Origin of the sequence: Synechococcus sp. GFB01 (assembly GCF_001039265.1) — a bacterium.
In the GTDB taxonomy this organism is placed as follows: Bacteria; Cyanobacteriota; Cyanobacteriia; order PCC-6307; family Cyanobiaceae; genus NIES-981.
The window spans coordinates 1-4,239 of sequence record NZ_LFEK01000100.1 but is presented as its reverse complement, the minus strand read 5'-3'; the positions used below and the strand labels follow the sequence as shown (position 1 = coordinate 4,239).

The window sequence follows — 4,239 nt, the reverse complement described above, 5'->3', positions numbered from 1 at the left end:
GCCTGGCGTGGGCTTCACGCAGAGTGGCTGAGCTAGGCCGTCGAGGGCTTCCGGATCGGCGGCTTCGGGCGAATCCCAGCTGTGCCAGGGGCGGCGGAGGCTCGGCCTGAGCGCGGCATACACGCCTGCCGCCAAGGCGACCGCAAAGGTGTCAGGCTGTACGCTGGCCTGCAGGCAGGACTGCAGGTCGCGCTGCCACTCGGAGGGCGGGGCAAGGCAACTCTCTGACGCGGCGGCGGCGAGACGTCGCAAGCCCTCCAGGGGCAGCTGGGGAAGGATCTCTCGGGCGGACGAATCGGCCCAGGGATCCCAGTTCCATCGCTCTCCGGCACTGCGCCACAACCAGAGGCGGCCATACCACAGCCACGGCTGCGGCGGACATTCGCGAAGGCGCTGCCAGCCGAGTTCGAGCAGATCCGGATCTCGCAGGCGGCAGATGGCCTCGACCGCTTCGAATGGGATTGAGTGATCGCCTAAGAGGCTGCTGAAATACCCGCCAATCCGAGTCTCGCCACTCCGACTTGTTCTGACCGGCCCGTCGGCTGCGCCAATCGGCAGCGTTGTCCTGCAAAGCGGGCGGGGTCTCCGGACCTCTGCACGGGGGTCCGGGCGCCTGATCTGCCCTTCTCGCCTTGCTTTGCCCGTTTCATGCCAGCGCCCCCCTCGGGCTGAGCAGGTTGGCCAGACGGATCAGGTTGTAGGCCACCACATGCAACCGGAACACCGCTCCGACCCGGGATCGACCTCGGGCCTTGAGCTGCCGCAGCCCCGCGGCCTGTTTGATCCAGCCAAACACCTGCTCGATCCGCTTCCTTGCGTTGATCGACTTGCCGTAGCCCTGATGCCGAACGGTTCGCCCGTCGATGGCGGAGCGGCGACGCGCCTGAATGTTCTGCGCCACATGCGGCGTGATGCCGGCAAAGCGGACGTCGGCGACAAAATCCCTGGTGTCGTAGCCCTTGTCGGCTCCCAGTGTCTTTTGGTGAGCGCCGGGGAGCGAACTCGCCATCCGCACCGCTGCCGAACGCTCGCCGTAGCCATCGGCTGGGGTCACCTCGCTGGCCACCACCAGGCCATGGCGGTTCTCCATGAGGCAATGGCCCAGGTAGCTGAGGAACGCCCCAGTGCCATTGGACTTGCGGAACAGCCGGGCTTCGCCGTCACTGCGGGAGCGGTGGGTCTGGTTGGAGAGCAGCAGACCGCGGAAATCTCCTTTGGCCCGCTTCTTCCCCTTGGCGGAGCCTGAGCCAAACCCATTGCCGCCACTGGGCGGTGGCGGATCGTCATCGCCTCCGTCGATCCGCTCCAGCGAGCTGTGCGAGGCCCAGGCCCGCAGCAGGGTGCCATCCACCGAGAAGTGCTCGGAGCTCAGCAGCGGCTTGACCTCCGGCGAGGCCAGCAGCAGCTCCAGGAACATCGCCATCAGCTCCTCGTTGAGCAGCCGGTCGCGGTTCTTGGTGAATGTGGTGGGATGCCAGACGGGATCGTCCGGGTTGAGGCCGACAAACCAGCGAAACAGCAGGTTGTAGTCCAGTTGCTCGATCAGCATCCGCTCCGAGCGGATGCCGTAGATCGCCTGCAGCAACAGGGCCAGCAGCAGCTGCTCCGGCGGGATCGAGGGGCGCCCACCCTCGGGGTAGAGCCTGCAGAAGGTGGGGTTGAGGCGATCCAGGGCTTGATCGGCCAGCCGCCGCACCTGCCGCAGGGGATGGGCCTTGGGGATCCGCTCTTCTGTGGAGACGTAGGAGAACAGAGGACCGGTGCGTTCCTGCTGGCCGCGCATCCGCTCAGTGCCGTTGGGCCATTCTCCCGCGGCTGGACCAGTTTTTCAGCAGCCTCCTAACCACGAGATCGCCTCAAAGACGAATCACCGTCAAAGCAGCGTTGCTGTGCCCAGCGCCGCTCAAGCCCCGTTTACCCAGAGATTCCCTAGGAGTCCCGTGGTTAGACCCACGATCCCCCTCAGCCTCTTTAGGCGCACCCTGCTTCTGTCCTGTTGCGTCCCATGTAGTCCTGATCGTGTGTTGTGGGATGTGTTGTGGGAAGCAATGGTCTCTGGTCTTGGTTGGATTGTACGGGACTTGTTTGGCGTCTATACGGACTGACACCCTCTCCGTTCAGCCGCCGTTCTGCGGATCCTCGTTCTGCGGATCCTCCTGTGCAGACCCTCTTGAGCAGCCCCCACTTCGGGGGGCAGCGCCTCAGGTTCCGGGTCGCTCGGCCTCTTCGCGTGCCACGTGGAACAGCAGTGAGCCGGCCAGGAGCAGGGCAGGCAGGAACGTCGCCAGGAGCAGATCGAGACCCATCGGAGAGCGTGCGACTGATTTCAGTGTGGCTCGTGCCGCCGATCGATCCGTCGGCATCAATGCCTATCGTTGATTCGGCTTGCGGGGCGGGGTTGCCCCTTCAGCAGTCGCCGAACAGGGCCCGCTCCAGATCGCGGAAGGCCGCGTGGGTGGCTTCGTCATCGAAGCCGGTGACCGCCATCGACACGGTGCGCCGCTCCGGGTTGCAGTCCACGGCCAGGGCCACGCCGGCACTGTGGTGATCCACGTGGTACATCGCGCTCCTGCCGTCCTGCCGGTAGAGGGTCTCGGGGTGCGCGGTGAAGCCCAGCCCCNTGGTGATCTGAGCGATGCCGCTGAGGCAGGTCACCAGATCGGCATCGGTGCAGATCGCGGTGGTGTACACGGTGGGAGGGGCGGCCGGCTGTTCCTCCTCCGGCTCCAGGATCAGGCTGCTGGTCAGGGATTTCACGAGGGTGTTCATGCCGCTGAGTCATGCTGGGCGTGGTGATCGGCCGGGCTGGCGATCGGCGCGAGCGTAGCGAGGAAACACCAGATGAGCCGTAGTTGTTTTGACAGGACACCACCCGTGGTGCTTCCGTGGCCCTGGCGCTTGGGCGGGCCGGGGCTCAGGCGNCCAGGCTGCGACTCGGCAGCAGCCCGGCATAGAGCCGCTCGAGGNCGTCGATGTTGCCGCTGAGGCTGTAGCGCTCCACGGCCCGCTGGCGGGCCCGGCGGCCGAGTTCGGCCGTGAGCACCGGTTGATCGCGCAGCACCGGCAGGAGGGTGCGCAGCTGGGTGGTGACCCCCTGGGTGCTGATCACGATGCCCGCCCCCCCATCGAGCACTTCGCCGTCGGCGCCGGCATCGGTGGCCACGCAGGCGGTGCCGCTGGCCATCGCCTCCAGCAGCGACAGCGACAGCCCCTCCACCAACGACGGCAGCAGGAACACCTCCGCGAGCTGCTGCAGGGCTACCCGGATCTCCAGCCGCGGCTCGTACCCCCACCACACCACATCCGCTTCCTGGTTGGCGCTCTGCAGGGGACCGCGCAGCGGCCCATCACCCACGATCACCAGCACGCAGCCGTGTGGGCGGACCAGTCGCCAGGCCCGCAGGAGGGCCTCCACGTTCTTCTCGGTGGCCACCCGACCCATGTAGAGAAACACCCGCTGGCCGGCGAAGCGCCGGCGCAGCTCCGCCAGCTCGGGAGAAGGGGACGGCCCGGCCGGTCGCCAGGTGTGAGGGTCGACGCCGTTGGGGATCACGGCCAGTCTGGCGGCGGGCACCCCCAGCCGCTGCAGCACCTCCGCCTGGAGCTCCGAGAACACGATCACCCGGTCGTAGCGGGCCAGCGACGGCGCATAGAGCTGGTAGGTGAGCTGCTGGGTGCCGGCGGTGAGGTTGCGCAGGCCGGCATCGAAGGGCGGGTGGAAGGTGGCCACCAGCGGCAGTCCCAGCTGCTGGCAGAGATCCGGCAGCCGGAAGTCGAGCGGCGAGAGGGTGAGGCTGGCATGCACCAGATCGGGCTGCAGCCGCTCCAGCGATTCCCGCAGCTCCCGCTGGGCTCCCGGCGAGGGAATCGTGTACACCTGCGATTTCACCAGGTAGCTCAGCGCCACGTCGGGGGGCGCCGGGGAGCTGATCGCATCGGTTTCCGCGGTGTCGGCGGTCGCCATCAAGCCACTGGATCGCCCCAGGTGGGTGGCCGGCGTGTCGAAGTGGATGAAGCTGATGCCGTGGCCGCGCTGCCGCAGCGCCTCGGTGGTGCTCAGTCCGTAGGTGACATTGCCGCAGAACGGAGACTTCTTGCCCAGCCAGGCAATGTGGGCCACCGCGGCGCGACAGGGTTGAGATCCAGCAAGCTAGCAGCGGCGCCAGGGCTGTTCGACCAGGGCAGCCACCAGGGCGATCCCGGCCAGCAACCAGAGCACCGGCAGCAGGCCGTAGCGGC

2 protein-coding genes are annotated in these 4,239 nt (G+C 67.3%); both read right to left on the bottom strand.

The window, feature by feature from the left end; translation table 11 throughout:
* Positions 1 to 646 precede the first annotated feature (646 nt).
* On the bottom strand, positions 647 to 1,783 hold the full coding sequence (locus SYNGFB01_RS09880; protein ID WP_048017891.1) for an IS5 family transposase: 1,137 nt from the start codon (positions 1,781 to 1,783) through the stop codon (positions 647 to 649).
* A gap of 1,131 nt (positions 1,784 to 2,914) precedes the next feature.
* Entirely contained in the window at positions 2,915 to 4,120 is a 1,206-nt protein-coding gene (locus tag SYNGFB01_RS09870; protein ID WP_048017889.1) for a glycosyltransferase family 4 protein, read from the bottom strand.
* Positions 4,121 to 4,239: the final 119 nt, after the last annotated feature.

What these genes read in the sequence shown, in the direction of transcription:
- SYNGFB01_RS09880 (WP_048017891.1), bottom strand. Translation starts at nt 1,783, where the DNA reads ATGCGCGGCCAGCAGGAACGCACCGGTCCTCTGTTCTCCTACGTCTCC.